Source organism: Streptomyces sp. MI02-7b (genome assembly GCF_033793585.1).
GTDB lineage: Bacteria > Actinomycetota > Actinomycetes > Streptomycetales > Streptomycetaceae > Actinacidiphila.
The window spans coordinates 1-18,972 of record NZ_JARAWX010000056.1 but is presented as its reverse complement, the minus strand read 5'-3'; the positions used below and the strand labels follow the sequence as shown (position 1 = coordinate 18,972).

Sequence of the window (18,972 nt, the reverse complement as noted above, 5' to 3'; positions counted from 1 at the left end):
TACACCGACGCTTCGGGCAAGCAGGACGGCTGGCGCGGCTACGACCGCACGGTGCCCGTCCTGGCCACCACCTTGGACCGGCTGGCTGCTGATGGCCCGTACGGCCCGGTGTGGTGGCGCTTCGGCCACAGCGTCCACGAGGCGCTCACCACCGCCCTGGACAACCCATGGTGATCGCTGTGGGGCCGCCGCGGTTCCTGGCCGGGCGGCTTGGGGTTCTCCTTCGGTGCCCACTTGGGTGCCCCGCACCCTGGGAGGGGAGGAAACCCCTGGTCAGCCCCCGAAATCGGGCGGTTCCGGGATTGTCACAACCTTTTTATTGTCAGTGGAGGAAGAGACCCTTGGGGCTCCCGGGGGTCCGGGGCCCCGCAGGGGGCGCTCGGGCCGCTGGGGCCGTAGGGATGGTGGGGCGTCCGGCCGGGGGCCGGCCGCGACGGGAAGGGGGCGGTGCTGATGGCGGGCAGACGCAAGACGAACCCGGCGGGGTCCTCGAACGATCTGCGGGGTGATGTGCTGCGCGTGCTGGGGGTGTTGAAGGTCGCCACGGCCGATCAGATCCAGCGGATCGCCGCCCCGCACCTGTCGTTCCGGCACACGGACAAGGAGACCCCGTCGATGCGGAAGACCGCCCGCACCGCCGCGCACGCCGGGGCGCTGTCTGATCTGCGCAAACAGGGCCTGTCCGAGAACGGCGGGGTCACCACGGGCGGGGAGACCCTACGCAACCTGACCGTCAAGGGCCTGGAAGCCGCCTCCCACGAGCTGCGGCGCCCACTGTGGGAGATGGGGGGCCCGGCCCGCGGCGCGGGCAGCACCGGAGCACCACACCCGATGTCCGTCAACGAGACCGTCATCGCCCTGCTCCGCCCGAGGCCGGACGTGGCCCTACTGGCCGGTGAGCCGCCCGAAGCCCTCGCCGCGGCGCAGGCCGCCGTCAAGTCCCCGCCTGGTCTCGGGAACATTACTTCCTACGCCACCGAGGTCCCGCTGCCGGCCACGGGCACGTGGAACGCGCCGGGCCGGGGCGGCGCCCAGGCCGACCTCGTGGTGACCGCCCGGCAGGACGGGGTGCCGTTGCTGTTCGTCGAGGTCGACAACTGTCACGAGAGCGCGGAGGAACTCGCGGACAAGCTGGAGAAGTACGCGCGGTTCTTCCGCCGGCAGGTGAAGGACACCGACGGGCAGGAGCGGCCGATGTGGCGGACCCGCTGGCCCGCCCCGGGCGGCCAACTCGGGTACGACATGCCGCACCCGCCGGTGCTGCTGGTCTTCCACCGCATCGGCGCCCGCAACCCGGACCTCACCGTCCCCCGCCTGACCGACCTGACCCGCCACCTGTGGCAGGGCACGTGGCACCGGGAGGACGGCTTCCACACCTACGACGGGAAGATCCCGATCATCGCGACCGGGCTGAACAACCTGCGCAAGCACGGCCCCACCGGGCCAGTGTTCCTGCGCTTCGGCCGGACCGACATGCAGAGCCTGACCGACGCGATCGGCAACCCCCGCAAAGACGCCGCCCACGCCCGCGCCCGGGAGGCACAGATCGCCCGCCAGGCCGCAGCCGAGGCCGAACAGCAACGCAAGGCCGAGAAGAAGGCAGCCGAGCGCGAAGCCAAGCGCCCGGCCTGCGCGCAGTGCGGGGCGAAGTTCCCCGACACCCGCTGGAAAGCCGCCCGCAGATCCCCCGAGGCCAACACCCACTGGCACCCGAGCCTGTGCGAGGAATGCGAAAGCCACGCCAGAATCGCCGCGCTCCAGGCCGAACAGGACGAACGCGAACGCCGCGAGCAGGAAGAGGCAGCAGCTGCTGCCGAAGCCGCCCGCAAGGCCGGCCGCTGGCTCGCCCGCTTCCGCACCTGACCCGGGCAAGCCGAACGCGCGCGGGGCAAGCTCGCCATCACCGGGGGCTTGCCCAGCGCGCACGCTCGTGAACACGCCGTGCGTCAAGCTGCAACCGCCGAGCAGGGCCGCCGCCGGGCCGCGCGAGAACTGTGGACAGGGCACGCGAGGACAGGACCGGGTGAGGACTCCGGCCCCTGCCGACAACTATCCCGGAGGGTAGCTTCCACCGGTGCCTGGACGGTGGCCTGCACCGTAGCGTGCACAGGTGCACCGAAGGTAGCGCCGAAGGTAGGAACGCCCGTCTCCGGCTGAGGAGTGTTGCTGCTGGTCAGAACCCGTGGGCAAGCCGGTACCGGACGGCGACACCTCTCCCAGCAACAGTCTGGGAGAGGTCTGGGCTCCACAAGAGCGGGCCGGCGTGCCGGGCGGGGGCGGCCCGGGGGCTCCCCGGACAGACGCGAGGCCCCCGGGAACCACGGGGAGAAGTTCCGGGGGCCTCGCTGTGCACTTACAGTCGCGGTGCTCAACGACCAAGCCGTGCGAGCGTCACGCCCAAAGGCTCTGAGCATCTGTGCAGTCATAGGGTTGGGGGCTGAAGCGCAAGCGTGGCCCGTAGCGAGGGGGAGCGGATGGTGGCGGGTGTTGGTGCGGTGCGTCGGGCAGGAGCGCCGGGTGGGCGAGTGGCATTGCTTGCGAGCCCGTTGCTGGGGCCGTCTGTCTGGCAGCCCGTGGCCCAGGCCCTTGCCGGCAACGGCGTGGAGGCCGTTTCCGTCGCACACCGGGGACCCGCCCCGCGCTGTGCTCGTGATGTGCTGGAGCAGTTCCTGGGGGCGTTGGACGAGGACGCCGATTGGGTCCTTGTCCCGCACAGCAATGCCGGGCTGTATGTCCCGGCGCTTTCGCGGCACCGCCGGGTAGCGGCGGCTGTGTTCGTTGATGCACGGCTTCCGGAGCGTGCGCCGTCCTTCCCGATGTCTTCAGCGGCATCCCTTGCGTTCCTGGCCGACAAGACGGACGAGAACGGGCTGCTGCCCCCGTGGAGCCAGTGGTGGCAGGACGACATCGCAGCGCTGTTCCCCGACGAAGAGACGCGGGCACGGGCCGAACAGGAGATGCGCCGGCTGCCGCTGGCCTACTTCGAAGACTCCATGGACGGTTCGAACCGGGAAGACCTTCCCAGTGCCTACCTGGCTTATGGCGACACCTACAAGGCGGAACGTGGACAGGCCGCGCTCTGGGGATGGCCGGTCGCCACGATCGAGGGCGAGCATCTGCAGATGGTCATGGATCCCGATCAAACAGCACAGACGATCATCAAGCTCATGCAGGAAATGGGCGCCCTTTCAGGGCCCTGACCACGACTGACGAGCACGGTCTTGTCGTAGAGAAGGAGCCGGCGCGGCCAGCCAGGGCACTATGGTTTCACCGGAGCTGGACAGTTTGGTCTGCCGGCCGTCACCCAGGGGCCAGGAGTCGCCATCGGCCCGGGGTCGGCGTTGACGTCCGTGGCGGCGGCTGTGACCTCGAACATCGCCTAGCGTCGTTCTCACCCCTCATATTCGGGATCGGCCGGGCATTGGGCGGCCGCGACCTGGCCTTAAGCACACCGACGCCCAGGTTCTGGCGCTTTGGCACCTGCATTCCGCCGAAGGTGGAAGGCCGCGTCCCGCGCCGCTCCTACAAAGCAGGGTGGCGATGCCTGACCTTCCGCCTTGCGCCTTGATGCAGACGTTGCCACGCAGAGCGGCTGCTTCGCCGTAGCCCGTTGTGCCTCCGGGCCTGCAGCAGACGCCCGTGACGTCTTGTTGTCGGTGCCGCATGGAAGACTTCTCCGATGACATTGAGGTCTCCCAGTTTTCTCGATCTAGAAACGCTGCTGTCTCAGGCGGAGTACCACGACATCAAGGTCCCTGTGGCGCAGGACATCGTGGAGACGACAGTGAGCAAGCGGTCCGGCGGCGGCAAGGCCGGCCTTGGCGCGCTAGCCCTGAGCGGATCCGCAGGTAGCGACTTCCAGTTCCAGTCGACGTACAGTCTGGCTCCGCGGGAGAAGGCGACGGTCTCCAAGGTGATCGACGGCCTGATCCGCGAGAAGGCGGTCCACGTCAATCCTGTCGGTGACTCAGCGCTTCTCAAAGACGCCCTCATTGAGATCGAGGGCAACACGCGGATCACGGCGGCGAGCGTGATGAGCAAGGTGTTCTTTGTCTTCCGACGACTCATGCTGGCCCGTGACATCAATGAGCTCAGCGAGCTTGCCAACCTGGACGTCGAGGATCCGGATGTAGCCGAAGCGATCCAACGGTCTACTTGCACAACGAACTGCTGCCTCTGCCCATGCTTCTTGAGGTCACCGGAAGCTCGCTGCCACACAAGGTGTACGTCAACGTACGCCCCGACTTCTTCATCGACGAAGCGTCGGCGAATCGGCTAGAGGGAGATCTGCGCGTCCTCGGCAGCGTGTACCGACTGATCCCGGAAGGCGAGTTCAGGGTCACCGACGAATGGCTCCTGCATGGGTGGGAGTTCATGATGCGACGCATCATGATGGCGCAGATCCAGGATGACCTCCAGGAGGTCACCCGACAGCTCGGCAGGCTGGGCCTGGATGTCCCCGACGACGATGTTCACGCGTATATCTCTGGTCCCGCGATAGTCATCGACGCTATCGCGTTGTACTGACCCCTCCGCTTGTCTAAGCGTTGTCCCGTAAATGATCTAGGACGTGTGGGTTGACCTGCCGGTTCGTCGTTACCCGGCGAGGGTGAGGTTGTGCAGGCGGGCGATGCCGAGCATCGCGTGGTGGACGCCGTCGCCCTTGAGGCGGCAGTCACGGAGGATCTTCCAGGTCTTCATCCGGGCGAAGGCATGCTCGACGCGAGCGCGGACTTTGCGGTGGCAGGTGTTGTGTTGCTCTTTCCATGCCTCCAGTTCGCTCTGGCCGGGTTCGCGGCGGTGCGGGATGATCAGGCCGGTGCCCCGGTAGCCGCCGTCCGCGATGACTGTGGTCTTACCGACGGCGGCCTTCGCTCCGGACAGCTCCCACGCCTTGCAGTCGTTTCGGTTGCCGGGCAGCGGTCGGCCGACCGCGACGATCAGCCGGGTGTCGGCGTCGATGACGACCTGGTGGTTGGTGGAGTACCGGTAGTTCTTCGACTGCTCGGCGATGGTGTGGTCGCGGGTGGGGACCAGGGTGCCGTCCACGATCAGCACGGCGTCCTTGCGGAACCGCGTGCGTTGCTGGAGCGCGAGCACGGGTCCGAGGTGGTCGATGATGCGGTCGGCTGCGGACTTGGACACCCCGAAGAGCGGAGCCAGTTGGCGCAGCGTCAGGTTCGTCCGCCAGTACGCGGCGACCAGCAGCACGCGGTCCTCCAGTGGCAGACTCCACGGCCGGCCCTTGCGCACCGGATCTGCACCCTCGCGCCGGAGAGCGGTGATCAGCTTGCCGAACTGTCGCGGGCTCAGCCCGCTGAACGGGGCTATCCAGGAGGGCTCCGACGCCGTGATCACACCAGTCACTTCGTGATCATTCCACTGCTTCGGCTTCTCCCTGCTCGAAGGCGATGCGGCAGCGTTCAACCTGCTCGGCCACGTGCTCCATGAACCAGCGCATGATCTCGTAGGGGATGACGTGTTCGTCGTGGCTGTGGATGTGGACGGTCGGCTCCCGGTCCGGATCCTCGTCGGGTATGACCGCCACCAGGAAGGCAGCTCCAGGCAAGTGCGTCACGGCGTTGGGGATCTCAGCCCACGTGGCCGGCGCCGGGACGGCTTCGCTCAGCTCCACACACCAAGCGTCGTCCGGCAATGCGTAGTGGAACTGGATGGCGTAGTGACGACCCGCATGAATACGCAGCTCTGGCATGTGGGCAGGCTGTCACAGCCCCGCGTCGGAGTCCCGCGAGTATCCCGCTCACCCACCTGGCGCGGGCGCCAGCCAGCCCTTTGCGGGACAGCCCTTAGACAACTTTGTTGAGACCGTCGCGGTACAGCGCTGGATCAGGATCGGCGGAGATGCGTGCCTTCCGCCATGGCAGAAGCAGCGCGCTCGCCAGGCACAGCAGGCCGGCGATGAGCAGGGCACCGCGTACCCCCGCGGCAGCAGCGAGGAGACCACCGGCGATCACGAAGACGGCCTGGCATGTCTTCGAACCGACGGACCAGGAGGTGCTGACGCGGGACATGAACGCGTCCGGTGTGACCGCCATGCGATACGTGGTGAACGACGGGTTGAAGACCCCGGCGGAGAACAGCAGGCCGAAATCGACGGCCACGATGACGAACACGCCGACCGCGCCGGAGGGCGTCAGTGGCAGCAGGATCGTCCAGAGCGTGCGTGCGACACCGGACAGCAGCAGAACGTGACGCTGTCCCCATCGCCGAGTGAGCAGCGGAGTCAGGCGCGAGCCCAGCACTCCGCCCAGGCACGGCAGTCCCAGAGCGAGTCCGTACTGCCACGGTGCCAGGCCGAGATCATCCAGCATGAGGACGGCCATCAGCGGTGACGTCATCATGACGGATCCGCCAAAGAGCAGCGCGTTGAAGAACAGCGGCCGCAGCCCTGGATGCCGCAGCAGGTACCGCCAGCCCGCAGCGATGTCACGGCCCAGGTGAGAAGCGGCGGCCGGTGCCGGAGGCGCGGGCTCAGGCTGCCGGATACGACGGATACCCAGAGCCGATCCAAGGAAAGACAGCGCATCGACCACCATCGTGGCGGCCGCGCCGAGTGCTCCGATCAGAAGCCCGCCGACGGGCGGCCCGGCGCTGACGCTGATCCAGTTGGTCGTCTCGAACAGACTGTTGGCACGAAGACGGTGCTCGGGCAGGACAAGTGCCTTCAGGTGCGCCCCACTCGCCGCGCTGAACGCGACAGATGCCGCCGTCTGGAGAACTCCGACGACACACAGCTGGGCGAAGGTGAGGCGGTCGAAAGCCATGGCGACCGGAACGCTCGCCAGCAGCACACAGCGGGCCAGATCGGCAGTGATCATTACCGGCCGCTTGTACTGGTGCTCGATACGTACCCCGAGCGGCAAAGCGATCACCCCACTGGCCACTGCGGACAACGCAGCCAGCAAAGAGACCTGAAACGCAGAGGAATCCAACACCAGGAGGGCAATCAGCGGCAACGCCCCCATGCCGACGGCACTGCCCGCTGCGCTGACCGCATACGCACCCCACAGCCGCCGGAAGTCCTGCCCGAGTGCGCTCCCCTGTACCAACCGAACCTCCCAAGGTGAAGGCGCTCAGCGTAGTGACTCAGACCACCTACCACCTCGCGATCAAGCCATCACCGGACGCACCTCAGAGCCGAGATCAAAAAACACTGCCCGCGCCCACGTGGTACCGCCAGCCCCCGCCAAAATGTCGTGAGCCGACAGCAGGGGACCCCGGGTCATGCCGGCCCGGGGTCCCCTGCTATGTGATCTACAGTCGCTCACTCAACGACGAACTGCAGTTGGCGTCACGCCCATTCGACGCCCACCTGACCGAGTGCAGCACATGCCCGGGAACGCTCCGGCAGAACAGCCTGCACGGCCCGTGCGGCGCCTCGTGCCAAAAGTCGGGCAGGGAACCGCCCGGCGTCAGCGGGCCGTACACGGCGCCATACAGGGCCGAGCCAGGGACCCGCTGGCCTGTGACGGGGCGGGTGTGCAGACCGGCGGGGCGGGCCGCGGTGGGGGCCCGGGGGCTTTCCGGACGGACGCGAGGCCCCCGGAACCACAGGGAGATAGTTCCGAAGTCCTTGCTCACGGGTGGTGTCGGTACGGCTCGCGTATTGGCCTGCAGGTGCGAGGGTGCAGGTGGCGGGTTGGTCAGCCCATCTCGGTCAGTATCGCTGCCAGGTCGGTGTAGGTGCTGCGCACGCCGTCGGGATTGCCCAGGCGATGGTGCTCCAGGCGGATGGCTCCCAGGTGGCGTGCTTGATAGATCAGTGAGCGTCGAACTGCTGCAGGGGAGCGGTCCAGCGGGCCGTAGCTGTCGCTGTCCCAGAATGCGTCTCGCTCTGTGCCTGGCTTGGCCAGGGCCATGCGGATGGTCCAGTCGGCTGCTGGGTCGCCCCACAGGGTCCGGTCCAGGTCGAGGACCCCGTTGATCGTGGGCTCTGGGGCGCCTTCGGCGACCATGACGTTCACGATCCACAGGTCGCCGGCGAGGAGGCGTGGTTCGGTGATCTCGTCAAGGACCGGCTCTTCCTTGGCGGCCGCCACCACCTGCTGCATGTCGGCTGCGTCCAGGCCCGCACCGTCCAGGTCTGTGGCGATGTCCTCCAGGGATGCGATCACCGCCTGACGCCACGTCGCATACCCGGGCCCGGCAACTGACCCGAAGTGCGGTCCGCGTACGGCGTGCACCTTCTTGGCGATGGCGCCCATCTGCCGGAAGAACGTGCTCCAGGCCGGACGTGGATAAGCGATGAGACCGCGAGGGCCGGAAGCGGGCGATCCGTCGAGCAGAGTCTGGACCATCCAGTCACGACCGATGACCTCGTGCGACCAGTCCGCCGCGATCACCCTGGGCATAAGCGGTCCGATCACCGACAGCCAGGGAACGCTCGCGTACTCGTTCCGCATCAGCTGACGCTCGGACCGGAACTGAACGCCCGGCTCCGGCGCGACACGCACAATCACCGGCCGATCCTGCCCAGTCACCGCCACACGGTAGGTGTTGTTGTACATCCCACCGCCCAGCTCGACAGCCGAGACCACCCGCGCCTGACGTCCAAAGACCCGGCCGCAGATCGCCTGAAGCTCCGCTGCGCCGAGCGGCTTTTGGAAGGCCCCGGCAGCGCGCTCGATCGTTCTCAGTTCCATACGGCTCCAAGCCTTCGTGTGCGTGCCGCTCTGCTCGTCCTGGTCCCTCTGCTGGCCTGTACTCGGGCGCTGCGGCGGTGACCGAGGACCCCGCGCTCACATAGTGCCGCAGCGTTTCGACTTGAGAGACCAGCACCCCGGAGCCCGGACGCCCGGGACCGCTCCGACCGAGCAGCCCGCACGGCCCGTGTGGCGCCTCGTGTCAGCAGCCGGGCGGGATTGTGCCGCCACGTGTCAGCAGGCCGTTCACGGCGCCATACAGGGGCCAGGCCGGGACTCCCGTTCGGAGTCCTGGCCCGGCCGCTCACTGTGCTGCAGTGGTTACCAGCGCATGCCGAATGCGTTGAGTTCCGCGCGTCGTGCCTCGGTGAGCTTGTCGGCGCGGCGGCGGGTGTTGTCCAGGAACTGGCCCAGCTTGAACTCGGTCACGGTCCCATCGGGCTCGGTGAGCCGCTCGACATGCTTCCGGGGCACCTGCAAGGCCCCCCCCCGCGGGCGTGGAACTGTCGGGCGGCGCGAAGGTTGACCGCCCACTTGTCCGCCTGCGTACGAGGCGCTGGCGGCCTCTCCGAAGGCTCCGCCGGCGTCAGATGGAGCATGTTCTCCAACATCCAGACCTGCGCAGGCAGCAGCTGCTCCCACCCCAGGCGCTGCGCCTGGACCCACGCGCCCAAATCCTCGCCCTGCACCGTGGTCTGCCCCGGCGCGGTCGGGAGCGGCTGGCCGTCCTCAACGATCCTGCGGCAGAGCCGGTAGCTGCGCTGCCAGACGACGGGCCAGGAAGGGCACCAGGACGGGTCGATGGCCTCCAGGGCGTCCCGGCGTTCCTCGGTCAGGGCGCCGGTGGTTGGGCCGACCGGCAGACCTGCCTCACGCCGCTGCTCGATGGTGTCTGCGAGCCGTCCGGCGGTGCGCTGGTTTTTCATCCAGACGCCTACCGGATAGCCGTTCCAGACCGCCGTGGCGGGCGGCAGTAGATGCCCGTGCACGGCAGCCCACTCCCTCGCGGCTGACAGTCCCTCCTGGAAAGCGACGTCCCAGTGCGACCACACCATGCCCAGATCGTCTAGTTCAGCGGCCCGCTTCGGCTTCATCCCACCCGAATTAAAAAACCTCCGCTGATCCGCGATCCACGTTCCCAGAGGAAAACCAGCGGGGTCCCAGTCCTCCGGCGTGACGAAAGCGTAGGGGACTTTCAGATCCCCATTCTCTTTCACGTAGCGGGTGGCGGCCTGAATTCCGGCACGCCAATAGGTGTTCTCCGGCCGCAGTACACGCAGGCTCATGAACTGTGCCAGAATCGCCGGATCACGCGGCGTAGAAAACGACAACAGCCCCTGCGCCGGAGCCGACAGACCGCTCTCACCGCCCGAGCCACCTTCCCCGCCCCGGCCGCCACTTGAAGCGATCTCGGCGGCTGTCGGCTTGGCGGCGCGGCTGTGCGCTTGCTGCTCCGCCAGCTGCTCGATGGTCTCGGTGTCGTGCGAGCGCAGGGCAGCCATGACCTTGGCCAGGCCGTTGTAGCCCTTGCTCGTGAGCATGGCGTCGGGGTCTTCACCGGGGGCGAGGAACACCGGCACGACCAGGCTGGCCACCTTGCCCTCGCCCGGCTGCATGCGAAGGGCCCGGCCGACGATCTGCAGGATGTCCACGGCGGAGCCGCGCACGTCCCCGAAGAACACGCTGTCGCAGCCCTTGGTGTCGACGCCCTCCCCGAGCACGCGAACGCTGCTCAGCAGCCGTAGCCGCATCGGCACCAGCTCCCCATCAGCCCGCTCGCCGACCGAATCCGCGAACGTGGCCAGCTGTCAACCTCTGCACTTGCCGCATTACTGGAGCGGTGACCAGGGGTGCTGCAGTTCTGGAGGTAGTTTCGAGTATGGCTGTGAGCTGTGGTGATGTAGATAGCTCATCTTCGATCATGGTGCTGAGCTGCAGTGCGGTAGATCAAATGCGAGATGTCGCAACTTCACTGGTAAGTAGTTTGGACGGTGGGTTAGGGGTGCCTGGGGGACGCCCGGCTGATTGCCGAGCACGGCTCGATCACCAGGCGCTGGATCAGCGAGTACCCCGAGCTCGCGCTGGGGCAGCCCGTTCAAGTAGAACGAGACAGCCTCAACGCGATCGGAGTCACGGAACGCCCCGAAGACCTGGATCCGGAGGAAGCCGTTGACCTCGTTGCCGAATGGGAGTGCCTGGCCCCGGCCCTCGCGCAGGCACTCAGCCTGGATCCCACCAGTCTCACGGCGACATCCGGCCCCGCGAGCACTCTCCTCATCGCCACTCCGCCTGCAGCACAGCTCACCGACCCGTTCGCGCACAGCAGTACGAGCAGCTGACCGCCAGACATCACGAGTTCAAGTTCAGAATCCACAGGTGAGAAGCCCGGTTGGCGGTTGCAGGGGTCGCGAGACATGTCCCGGCCGGTAGCCCAGCTGTTCGGCTCCGGTGGCGAACACAAGCGGGCCATCGCAACGCAGCAGATCACGGACGTCCGACCAACGGCCAGATCATGTCCTCGGGCGGGTTCGTCCTCGAACCACCGCGGCACTCCAGGTGTGACGTCGACCGGCGCTTGGCGGAGCGAGGTGAACGGGTGGCAGGAGTAGCCAGTTGCTCGTGTCGGGCGGAAGCGGGGGAGCGCTGTGGTAGTAGCGCACCGACCGGCCGACCGGCCGACCGGCCGACCGGCCGACCGGGGGCGTGTCAACGGCTCGGGAGGCTGTCCGGTTTTTTTGGGGCTCAAACAGGTACCCGTTTTTGGTGCGCGGGGGGACCAGCTATGTGACGGGTCGTCGAGCGGAGCCGGGAGGAGGCACGATGCCTGAGCCAGTCCGCTTGTACTGCGAGGGCGGTATGGGTGCCAGCCCGGCGTGGCGGCTCGCCGGATTTGGGTCGGTGTCGGCGCTGTGGGTGCCGGCCCCGGGGACAGGGGATTCCGGACATTGAACACTGCCCAGCCGCAGAGGGCGGCCGACGGTCACGAGGACCCGCGTGCGGTGCTGTACCGAGCGCAACACGAGCGGCTGTTCAGATATGTGGCACGCCGTGTGCGTGACAGGAACGCCGTTGCGGACATCTGCCAGAACGTGTGGAAGGCCTACTTTCACCGCTTCGACCGGTGGCAGCCCTACGACGATCTCGCAGCACCGCTGTTCGTCATTACCCAGCGACGGATCGCGGACTGGTACGAGGAACAGAACCGGGCAGCGGACCTTCCGGGCGAGGAGGTTCTAACCGAGCGTCTGTCTGAGATCCAGCGCGGAGGGCATGACGCATGGGGCCCTGTTGACTCGCGGGTCGATCTGGAGCAGGCGTTGGCTCGGCTGACACAGCGGCAGCGCGAAGCTCTCTGCTTACGCTACGTCGACGGTCTCGATCGGACCACCGTGGCCAGGCTGATGGGGATCAGCATCGACGGCGTAAAGAAGTTGATAGCCACAGCGGTCAAGGAATTGCGGAAGATGCCAGAGCTCGACGGATATCGGCAGACGGTCACCGCGCGCGGGGAGGTGCGCAAGTGAACCACGACGATCGACCCGATCGCACCCACCCGGTTGAGAGGCTCCTCGCTGCCCTGGGGGAGGGTGGCCCTACCTTCAACGACGCGGAACTCGACGACGGCTTTGCCGCGGTGATGGCCGCAATCGACGACCTCGACCCTTCGGGCGAGGAATCCTTGGACGCCTTGGCGGTGAGTGCCGAGCTCGGACACGATGCTCTCGCGCTGGGCGTGGAGCACCTCGAGCGGGATGACCTGGAGCGCGCTTCCCACTGGCTGCGCATCGCGGCTGACTACCGCGTGCCTGGGGCAGAAGGTCAGCTGCATCGCGTCCGCCAGCTTCGCGAGGGAGTTAGCCCGGACCTGTCGCGCGCGATCCCGGACAGCGAGGAGAGGTTCTGCGCATCGCCGGCGTCCCTCGCGCAGTTGCACGAAGCCATCGCCAAACTGCATGTCGCGCACAGCCTGGCCGAGACCCTGCAGACCGTCGCCGATGGCCTGGTCAGTGGACTCGGCTACGGGATCGGACTCATAAACCTTGTGCGACCGGACGGCAACCTCGTCATTGCCGCCCTCGCGGGAAGCGAGGCCGCCGAAGCTTTCATGATCGGACGTGTCGGGCTCAGGGAGCTGTGGGATCGACGCCTTTCAATGGGGCAGGAGTGGGGCAGCCTGCGCTTTATCTCGCACGAGCTCGCCTGGACCTTGGACGGCGACGGCGTGCCCTCCTGGACAGGAGGCGGGCCTATGCCGCAGTCACCCGAACAATGGCATCCCGAGGACCGGCTTTTCGCACCCATGTACCGTACCGACGGCGAGCTGCTCGGCGTTCTGTCGGTCGATGCTCCGCGTGATGGGCAGATGCCCGATGTCTGGGCCCGCGAAGCCCTGGAGATGTTCGCCTTCCATGCGGCCGTTGCCATCACCAATGCCCGCATGCGGGCGGACACCCAACGTGCTTTGGTGCGCTTGGAGTACGAGCGGCAGACCCTCAGAGAGGGAGGAAACCGCCTCCAGCCAGTACTCGAGGGGGCGCCACGCGCCCTGGCGATGGCCGAGCTTGGCGACGGGCAGCGGGGCAAACTGAGCCGTGTCAACGACACGCTGTGCGACCTGCTGGGACGGCCCGCGATCGCGTTGAGCGACTTTTCCTTCGAGGACCTGGTCCACCCTGAGGACTTGGACCTGCTCCTGAGGATGCCCGCGGAGGGCGGGCAGGCTGAAGTGCGTCTGTCGCACCGCGATGGCAGCTACATCAGAGTGCTGCTGAGTACCTCTGTTGTTACCCATGGCCCGGATGGATCCTGTTACCGGCTCACATACGTGGATGACCTCAGCCGACAGGCACAGTCATGTGCTCGTGGTTCCGGCCGAGACGAACTGACCGGCTTGCCAGATGGCACTGAGCTGCGATACCTCCTTGCCGTCGAATGTCAGGGGCAAGGCGAGGACTACGGTGGCTCACGAACTGCCGTGCTGGTTTGCGGCCTAAACGACTTCGCTTCGGTCAGCAGCCGACTGGGCCGCGAGATGGCGGACGTAGTACTGACGGAGGTGGCCCGCAGACTGCAGCACGCGGTACGTGACGGTGACATCGTCGCCCGACTGGGCGACGAGGAGTTCGCGGTACTCGCATACGACGTCACCCGCGAAGGGTCCCAGAAACTAATCGCACGTCTGCACACGGCACTCACCCCTCCAATCCGTCTCGGTAAGGGTGCCGTACGCGTTGGCGCTAGCTTTGGTGTCGGCTGGGTCGCACAGAATGCGAGCCCTGGCCAGGTCCTCCACTCTGCAGATCAAGAGATGTATTTCGCGCAAACGCTCTGGAAGACGACCTGCCTGGCCCGCGTGCAAGCAGGGTGACACCCGCACATTGACTTGGCAGCAGCGCTGGGGTGATACCAGTCTTGACCGTCACCGAGTCAGGGCCGGCACCAAAGCGTGAACGCCCGAACATGAGGACTGTCGCAGCGAAGCCGGCCCTTCGCTGCGACAGCAACCTCCGCTGAGCCCCTCAGAAGTCCCTCCCCGTCCATCGATGAGCTTCGACGACCCATTTTTAGTCGATTTGTACTAGATATGCCGAATGCGAGGAGTGCAAGATGACGCTGGACCTGCGACGCCAAGGTGCTGTCGAGGAGGACATGGTCTTCTTCGCTATGCCGTACGAGGACAAGGAACTCCCCAACGGCCGCACGGAGAACTTCGACGTCCTGTACGAAGGGCACTTTGAGGACTGGATCAAGACCTGGGGACTGCGCGCCGAGCGCGCCGACAAGGTCCCCGGCACCACCGAGAGCGCCATGGATGTCGCGTGGGCGGGCATCGACCGGGCGGGAATCGTGGTTGCCGACCTATCCGTTCCCTCCACATCGGTTGCCATGGAACTGGCATGGGCGCTATGCCTCAAAAAGCGGCTCGTGGTGATCGCACACGAGGGCGCACAGGTGCCCAGCAACGCCCTCGGGCAGTTCCGTGTCGTGCGGTGGGAATGGACCTTCCGAGGCCTGGCCGAGTTGCGGACACGCCTGCGCACCGAGATCGAAGACCTGCGCCAGCAACGACGCGAGCCGGAGATGGACCTGCGGCCCTACACACCGGAAGACCGCCTCCGCGCCAAGGTCAGAGTCGAAGAAGTCTTCGAGGACCACATCCGGGTGCGCGACCTGCGCAACCCGCGACGCAGCGCGGAGATGTACAAGGGCGACATGAGCTACCGGGACGTCATCCCGGACGACTTGTCGCAGAGGTTCCACGTCGGTAGGGAAATCTCCGGCTTCTTCGTCTACCGCGACAACAACCTCGTCTTCACACAGCAGGAAGGCGAAGACCCCTGGGACGAGTGGGAGCGCACGTACCAGCGGGGCCGCAGCCTCACAGCCACCGTCTACGAGGTCAACGGTAAGGGGGTCTGGGTCGAACTGGCCGGCGGCGGCCGGTCCCGAGTGCGCAACCACGAGGCGGCAGGCCTGAAGGAACACGACGAGGTGACCGTCATCATCCGATGGATCGACCGGGCACGTCAGCGCATCGATATCGCGCTTGCGAACCAACAGGCCACCCTAACGCCCACCCTCCTTGCCTCAGTGGCGACTCCGTCCATGGACGGATACCCGCAAGTCGGAGAACGCCACGGGGCGACCATTGTCATCCGTGACAGGTCCTTCGCCCTCGTGAGGCTGGACGACTACCCCAACCTGCCCACACTGGCTTTGCTGCACGCCCAGAAGATGTCACCGTCGCTGCGCGAAGAACTGGATGACGGACGCCTGGAAGAGGGGCGCCGGGTACTGGTCAACATCGAGGAAGTCTGTCCCTCCCGCAACAAGCCGGGACGGATCGACGTCAAGGTACGCGAGATCGAGGGAGAACTGTCGCAGGCGACGACCGGCGAGGAACTGTCCGCATGAGTCGTGGGCTGCGCAGCGCAAGTGAGGCGACACAGCGCGATGGACTGCCGTGGAACTGTCACATCGGCCTGGAGGACTACCAGGCAGGAGCGGAGCGATACCAGGCGGCCATCATGGATCAGTACAAGATCTGCGTGGAAATGGCCGACCGGATCAGCGCCCGTCGGAGCCTGACCAACACCTTCTTCCTGACCATCAATTCCGCATTGCTGACAGCAGCCAGCACGGCAGGCGGCAGTTTCCTTCACCGAACGTCGCCCTGGAGTCTGGCTGTCCTCGCTCTCGTCGCCAGCGCCCAATGCGGAGCCTGGTTGCTCCTCATCGCCTCATACCGAAAGCTCAACCGAGCCAAATACAAAGTCATCACCGCGCTGGAACGCCGGTTGCCCGCCCGTGTGTATGAGACCGAGTGGCTGGAACTGGGCAACGGAAAGGCCGCGAAGCTGCACTTGTCGCTCACACAGATCGAAGTGTGGATCCCCGTCACGTTCATGGCGTTGTATGCCGTCGCGGGCGCAATAGCCTTCAATCTCGCCTGACCGTCCCGACTCGCCTCAGCGGCCACTCGAAGAAGACGAGCAAGCACAGCGGTCGTGGTTCGCTGCGGGTGCACCGGAAGCAGAGCGCAGCGCAAGACCCAATCGAACCCTGCAGCCCAATCGCGAGGCGCAGGGTGGCAGAACCACTCGTAAGGAGACGGGTCAGTGTCTACGTGGTGGATCATCGAAGAGAAAATGATCATAGCTGATGAGCTGACGCGCCGACAAGTCAAAGCCCTTCGGCCTGTGACCGGAAACAAAACCCGAGAAGAAGCACTCGTCGAACTGTGCAAAGTGGCCAAAAGTTACATTCCGCACTCACTGAGAAGCGTGTCACGCTTGGTGGGGCGTGACAGTGACGGATCGTTTTGGATACTTCCCAAGAACGGTAAGAAACTTGCCTCCTCTAACCTCCGCCTCATCGAGCAGGTGGCCCCCTGAACCGTCTGGCCGCTGTGACGGACAAGGAGAGTCGCCCTCAGCGAGGTGAATATCGGGCCGCATCTCCTCCTGCGGCACGACCCGCCCATCATCCCCAATCCGATATCTGATTCCGGATGTGCCTACTGACGCTTCACCCGGACGCCACACCGGGAGCGACCGCAGCACTCTGCAGCGAGCCGTTGAGCCCGCCCGCCTCACCACGACCACGCGCCACCGGCCAGCGACCGGGGCCAAGGGGCCGTTGAGCGGCCTCGGGTTGTCACCGAGCCGCAAGGGCATGCATGTCACGTCTTCCAGATGCGAATCGGCCGGTGCTTGACCGACGTGAAGGAGACGGGCGGCGGAAGCGATCCTTGACGGCGATGTCAAACGGCTGGGGGAAGCTCAGCAGCAGCTCGCCGCCGACTTCAGCGACTGGGCCAGCCGGGTGGCGTGGGGGACAACGCATTGGGGTTTGTCGGTGGGTGGCCCTGCATCGAAGCGAGATGCTCGCCAACGCGGCCCCGCCGACAGGGCACACCTTTACAGAGAGAACAGGTCGTCCTGGGCGTACTCGGTAACCTTCCGTTGGGGGCGGGCCAGACCGAGGAGCATGAAGGTGCGGGGGCGGGCGGCGATGTTCCCGACGAACGCGTGGACGGCCCGATCAGGGGTGAACATGCGGGTCAGCCACCGCTCGTGCAGCTTCTGCCGCACTTGGTGCACGCCGTAGGTGCGGAGGAATTTACGGTAGGACTCGCCTGCCTCCCAGTCTTTCAGGTGCATGTCGTGTCCGGGACAGTCCGCATCCGCGCAGGAGAACCTGTAGCGCAACTGCACCGGCACCCACTCCAGACGCTTCAAGTCCTGCTCGAAAAGGTCCATCTGGTCAGTCAGGGCAGACTTCGAGTCGGGCCACGGCTCGGCGTCGGTCAGCTTCAACCCGGGCGTAGCGGGGATACGGAAGAGTCCCAGCGAGGTGCCGCGGATCTCCTGGTCGCGGCGTATCGCGCACAGGGATGGTGCCACCAGCGGCCGCAGGTAGTGCCATCGTCGGACCCAGCCGTCGGCGGGGGAGAGCTGCTCGATGACTTTCAACGTGTCGAGGATCGGGCGCAGGCTCTCCGGGCGCCGGTCATGGCGGTGCGTCTCGACGTCGACTTCGATGACTGAGTACTTCGCAAACTGCGCCTGCTGCTCCAGCAGCCGGAACGGCACCGGGAAGAGCCGCACGTGCCGCGGCTGACCGAGGTCGAGGCGGACACCGGCGACACAGCTGGTCTCCCGGTACTTGGCGGACAGTTCCGGATAGGTCTTCACCGTGATCATGATGCGAGCCCGTTGCCGTTCGCCCACCGTTGCCTCCCCAGCCCGATGTGACCCCTGAAGGCCAGATTGGACGCAACAGCGCGGTTTGTTAAGAGGGCCTGCTCGCGGTGCGGAACGCTCAGTTCAGAGCGGTCACCGTTACGTCAGCCTGCCGCAGGACCTCTTCGACGACCACAGTGCGGTGACAGCGCTCGGCATCCTGCTCGAAGCACAGCACCGCCACACGCGATGCCTGGGCACGCTCGGCAAGGCCGGCAAGTTCTGCGACGGCGTCCTGCGACTCCAGTAGGTTCCTGAACCGTGCCCGCCCCTCGGTCAGACGTCCTTCCCGGAAGGGGGCACGGTTGTCCTTGGGATTCCCCAGGGCCCGTAGATGCACATACTCGATCCCCGCCGCGTTCAAGGCCTCACGCAGTCGCGTCTTGCTGAAGCCCGGCTTGCGGCTGATCGGCGTCAGCCGTACATCCGCCACAGCGTCGATCTGCGCGTCCACCAGGGCCGCAACAAACGATCCGATGTCCCGCCCTTCATAGCCGGCCGACCACAAACCCCACGTCGGCTGAGCTGCACGAAACAGTTCATCCAGACTGATCGCCAACGCCGCAGCCAGCGCCCCCACGGTGAAGAAGCCCGGCTGAACAGCACCCTCACTCTCCAGGCGAACCAGAGTCCGCGTATGCAGACCTGCCTCCTTCGCAAGCCGCTCCCGTGTCCATCCACGCGCCTCACGCAACGCACGTACCCGTCGAGCCAACTCCTGGGCCCGATCCCGATCCTGACGGCTTGCTGCCGGTCGACCTGCCATGGGCGGGGATCCTAACTTCCATTTGAATGGAAACGCGAGTCAGCACGCCGCAACAGCGGGAATCAACAGGAAGGGACCGCGTCTTCCAGCGTCTACCCTGGCCGAATGACGCTCGAGGTCGCGCCGCTGACTCACACGCACGTGGACGCCCTCCACGGGGTCTGCTGCACGATCGGGTGACATCTTGACCTGCCCCACGGTTTGGGTTCCAGCTGCGGTGGCTAACTGGCGGCGGGGACGGTGTCTTGTGCGGAGAGTAGCTCGTACTCGATCGGGGTGCGGTAGCCCAGTGCTGAAT

General features: G+C 66.2%; 15 protein-coding genes. 8 read left to right on the top strand and 7 right to left on the bottom strand.

Annotated elements, in window-relative coordinates:
• The first annotated feature begins 453 nt into the window (after positions 1-453).
• From PV364_RS40740 to PV364_RS40725, 4 genes are all read left to right on the top strand, one after another.
• The gene (locus PV364_RS40740) at positions 454-1,863 is read left to right on the top strand and encodes a replication-relaxation family protein (protein ID WP_319666001.1); all 1,410 of its coding nucleotides are present in this window, start codon (positions 454-456) and stop codon (positions 1,861-1,863) included.
• Between the two features lie 791 nt (positions 1,864-2,654).
• The gene (locus PV364_RS40735; RefSeq protein WP_319666000.1) at positions 2,655-3,200 is read left to right on the top strand and encodes a hypothetical protein; all 546 of its coding nucleotides are present in this window, start codon (positions 2,655-2,657) and stop codon (positions 3,198-3,200) included.
• A 479-nt stretch (positions 3,201-3,679) separates the two neighbouring features.
• Positions 3,680-4,279, top strand: a complete 600-nt coding sequence (locus PV364_RS40730) for a hypothetical protein (protein WP_319665999.1) — start codon at positions 3,680-3,682, stop codon at positions 4,277-4,279.
• 26 nt (positions 4,280-4,305) lie between these two features.
• Entirely contained in the window at positions 4,306-4,527 is a 222-nt protein-coding gene (locus PV364_RS40725) for a hypothetical protein (protein ID WP_319665998.1), read from the top strand.
• Between the two features lie 69 nt (positions 4,528-4,596).
• On the opposite strand, the gene PV364_RS40720 is transcribed toward PV364_RS40725, so the two are convergent.
• The 5 genes from PV364_RS40720 to PV364_RS40695 all read right to left on the bottom strand — a co-directional run bounded on the left by PV364_RS40720 (position 4,597) and on the right by PV364_RS40695 (position 10,414).
• Positions 4,597-5,367, bottom strand: coding sequence for a transposase (locus PV364_RS40720; RefSeq protein ID WP_319665997.1), 771 nt, complete (start codon positions 5,365-5,367; stop codon positions 4,597-4,599).
• Between the two features lie 7 nt (positions 5,368-5,374).
• Positions 5,375-5,713 carry a hypothetical protein gene (locus PV364_RS40715; protein ID WP_319665996.1) on the bottom strand — a complete coding sequence of 113 codons (339 nt, stop codon included), beginning with the start codon at positions 5,711-5,713 and terminating at the stop codon, positions 5,375-5,377.
• A 94-nt stretch (positions 5,714-5,807) separates the two neighbouring features.
• Positions 5,808-7,070, bottom strand: a complete 1,263-nt coding sequence (locus PV364_RS40710; RefSeq protein ID WP_319665995.1) for an MFS transporter — start codon at positions 7,068-7,070, stop codon at positions 5,808-5,810.
• 594 nt (positions 7,071-7,664) lie between these two features.
• The gene (locus PV364_RS40705) at positions 7,665-8,663 is read right to left on the bottom strand and encodes an aminoglycoside phosphotransferase family protein (RefSeq protein WP_319665994.1); all 999 of its coding nucleotides are present in this window, start codon (positions 8,661-8,663) and stop codon (positions 7,665-7,667) included.
• Between the two features lie 425 nt (positions 8,664-9,088).
• Complete coding sequence (locus PV364_RS40695) at positions 9,089-10,414, bottom strand: helicase associated domain-containing protein (protein ID WP_319665992.1); 1,326 nt, start codon at positions 10,412-10,414, stop codon at positions 9,089-9,091.
• 1,194 nt (positions 10,415-11,608) lie between these two features.
• Here PV364_RS40695 and PV364_RS40690 point away from each other — a divergent pair.
• From PV364_RS40690 to PV364_RS40675, 4 genes are all read left to right on the top strand, one after another.
• Complete coding sequence (locus PV364_RS40690) at positions 11,609-12,187, top strand: sigma-70 family RNA polymerase sigma factor (RefSeq protein WP_319665991.1); 579 nt, start codon at positions 11,609-11,611, stop codon at positions 12,185-12,187.
• Entirely contained in the window at positions 12,184-14,031 is a 1,848-nt protein-coding gene (locus PV364_RS40685) for a diguanylate cyclase domain-containing protein (RefSeq protein WP_319665990.1), read from the top strand. Before PV364_RS40690 ends, PV364_RS40685 begins: the two co-directional genes overlap by 4 nt.
• 239 nt (positions 14,032-14,270) lie before the next feature.
• Positions 14,271-15,578 carry a hypothetical protein gene (locus tag PV364_RS40680; protein ID WP_319665989.1) on the top strand — a complete coding sequence of 436 codons (1,308 nt, stop codon included), beginning with the start codon at positions 14,271-14,273 and terminating at the stop codon, positions 15,576-15,578.
• Positions 15,575-16,117 (top strand): hypothetical protein, encoded by a 543-nt coding sequence (locus PV364_RS40675; RefSeq protein ID WP_319665988.1) that lies wholly within the window; start codon positions 15,575-15,577, stop codon positions 16,115-16,117. The genes PV364_RS40680 and PV364_RS40675 overlap by 4 nt, the downstream gene beginning before the upstream one ends.
• A gap of 966 nt (positions 16,118-17,083) precedes the next feature.
• On the opposite strand, the gene PV364_RS40670 is transcribed toward PV364_RS40675, so the two are convergent.
• Positions 17,084-17,869, bottom strand: a complete 786-nt coding sequence (locus PV364_RS40670) for a hypothetical protein (protein WP_319666002.1) — start codon at positions 17,867-17,869, stop codon at positions 17,084-17,086.
• A 118-nt stretch (positions 17,870-17,987) separates the two neighbouring features.
• A complete protein-coding gene (locus PV364_RS40665) occupies positions 17,988-18,674 on the bottom strand; it encodes a DUF488 family protein (protein WP_319665987.1) in 687 nt (228 codons plus the stop codon).
• Positions 18,675-18,972: the final 298 nt, after the last annotated feature.